A 2,130-nucleotide genomic window follows, 5' to 3' on the forward strand; every position below is an offset into this window, starting at 1 on the left:
GTCATGGCGGGCGTGGCGTTCGCGGTTGGAGGTGATGGGTTGGCTTCGCAACCGAATCCTACGCCGCATCAGCGCTTTACCCCTCAGGCGCACTCTTACGAATAAGACGGGCTAGAGAGCTTCTATTCCAGCGGGGTGCGTATCCGCCCTACGCGATCTCGACGGCATCAATATTCTGGTTGAATGAGACCCCATCGGACTGCCCTGCTCGTCCGCGACCGCGCCGTTGTCGATCGGCGCGATCCTGGTCTTTGCGCGCGATAGCCAGTTTTGCGGTCAGCTTGCCCCAGGTCTCGGCGTGGCCGTCCAGCTTGTCGCGGATCGCGTCTGTCCGCGCCACTTGGAAGCTGAGACCCGGCGACAGGCCATCGGAGGTGATGATACGGTGGATCATCCCCCTGCGTTCTTCGCCGGCGCGCGCCGCTCATCATAACCTTCATTATGGAATATCCGAAGACGGTTTCACGTCAGAATCTCAGCTAACGAAAGCCCAGTCCAGTTAAATTACTCAATCGTCCATGACGATCATCGCTGTCAATCGGCTAGAGCGATTCGACGTGTGGCCTTAGCAGGTAAACAGTCTCGATCAGTCCCGCGGCTTCCATCACGAGCAATAGCTCGGCTGGCGTCATGTCCGGTTTTTTGAAGCGTTCGCGCATACGCCGAATGGCTGCAACGGCTCGCGAGCTTCGTCGAGTGTGGTATCCGCAATGAAAGCGTCGGCGGATTTTACCTCCATATTCAAGTCGGGAAGAACTGTCGCCGGAAAGTCCTTAAGATTTTCCGTTACGATCATTGCGGCTTGCGTCTTGACCGCCGGACGTGGTGATCGTCCGTCGAAAAAGCTTAGCTTGGCACTCTGTCGTTGCGCCGTGTCCGACTAGCAGCTTCCATTTGCCACGAGATAAGAGCCGTTCGAACAGCAGGGTGCAGATCTATTTGTCCGCCCGGGCCTTTGCCGCGATCTCCAGTTGCTTCCCGCCTGCCCCTCTCGTACGACATCACCGAGCGCCCCGCGTCCTAGCCTAACTTTTCGGGAACGCTTTGAGCAGGCGCAGCGTCTGAGGAGACCTTGCATTTTTTTCCCGGAAACTTTGTCAGATCTTGTTGGGCAGAGGTAAGCCACTTCGCCCGTCCTCCCGGGATCGGGGCTGGTATTCACCGTCGCCTCGATGCAACGCTGCGACGGCCGATTTAAGCGCGATTTTGATCAGCGTAATGAAAGACGGAGGCCGCCCAACTGGCGGCCTCTACTCTTGACACGGGTGCAGTGCGAAACTGACTTTTTTGCTGGCTTTTCCGCACGAGGGCTTCAGACTGGCTCCCATTGAGAGTCTTAATTTTTTAGGGACATTGCGATGGGAAAACCTGCTGTTTCCCGTGATGCCTTTCGCGGGTTGTTCGCTTTCTATGCGGCCAAGGCTCATCATGACCATAAACTCGAGGGCGAACATTGCCTTCTGAAGCTATTCGGATCTGCGGAAGACATCCCCGATAGTTTGCTGCTGCAGTGGTCGGACAGAGTTGAGCTGCTCGGTTCCGAAACCGTTGGCCGCTTAATGGAGCCGCGCGCCCGTCAACTCACGGATGGCAACGCGCGATACGACCATGCCAGTGACTTTCTCCACGCGCTCCTGAGAGACCTCGGACAAAAGGTGCAGTGATCAAAACCGCAGCGCTATGGTCGCGGCAGCCGTCAGACGCGCAGATTTTCTGGGAATTTCTCGCGCTGGACGGTTTTGATTTTGTGCCAGGCCTCAACCCGGTCCGATCGGTACGGCGCATCTACGCGCTTCGAGACGATGCCCTCATAGTTCAACCGGCTCGCCGCCTCGAACAGCTCCTGCCCGTCGCCCTCGTGATGCTCGCTGTAGAAGATGGGCTCCCTCAGCTTATTTCCGTCTATCAGCTCCTTCAGGAGCCCCTTGCGTGCAAGCTGCGACATTCTCCGGAGGTCTTGTCCGTCGAGCCACAGCAGGTCGAAGGCGAAGTAGATCAAACGGTCCTGGTCGCCTCTCCCTAGCCCGTCTTATTCGTAAGAGTGCGCCTCAGGGGTAAAGCGCTGATGCGGCGTAGGATTCGGTTGCGAAGCCAACCCCATCACCTCCAACCGCGAACGCCACGCCCGCC

3 protein-coding genes are annotated in these 2,130 nt (G+C 57.7%); 1 reads left to right on the forward strand and 2 read right to left on the reverse strand.

Annotated features, from left to right (window positions below; genetic code table 11):
* Window positions 1–148 precede the first annotated feature (148 nt).
* The gene (locus QJT78_RS50580) at window positions 149–394 is read right to left on the reverse strand and encodes a hypothetical protein (RefSeq protein ID WP_018273663.1); all 246 of its coding nucleotides are present in this window, start codon (window positions 392–394) and stop codon (window positions 149–151) included.
* 964 nt (window positions 395–1,358) lie between these two features.
* Here QJT78_RS50580 and QJT78_RS50585 point away from each other — a divergent pair.
* Window positions 1,359–1,664, forward strand: coding sequence for a hypothetical protein (locus tag QJT78_RS50585; RefSeq protein ID WP_038975279.1), 306 nt, complete (start codon window positions 1,359–1,361; stop codon window positions 1,662–1,664).
* A 32-nt stretch (window positions 1,665–1,696) separates the two neighbouring features.
* On the opposite strand, the gene QJT78_RS50590 is transcribed toward QJT78_RS50585, so the two are convergent.
* Window positions 1,697–1,999: a hypothetical protein gene (locus QJT78_RS50590; protein WP_281460847.1), complete on the reverse strand. Its 303-nt coding sequence runs from the start codon at window positions 1,997–1,999 to the stop codon at window positions 1,697–1,699.
* Window positions 2,000–2,130: the final 131 nt, after the last annotated feature.

Origin of the sequence: Bradyrhizobium sp. Mp27, from assembly GCF_029953005.1 — a bacterium.
GTDB lineage: Bacteria > Pseudomonadota > Alphaproteobacteria > Rhizobiales > Xanthobacteraceae > Bradyrhizobium > Bradyrhizobium barranii.

Bases quoted from the DNA above. Each gene is read 5' to 3' on its own strand.
- QJT78_RS50580 (WP_018273663.1), bottom strand. From the start codon at position 394: ATGATCCACCGTATCATCACCTCCGATGGCCTGTCGCCGGGTCTCAGC.
- QJT78_RS50585 (WP_038975279.1), top strand. From the start codon at position 1,359: ATGGGAAAACCTGCTGTTTCCCGTGATGCCTTTCGCGGGTTGTTCGCT.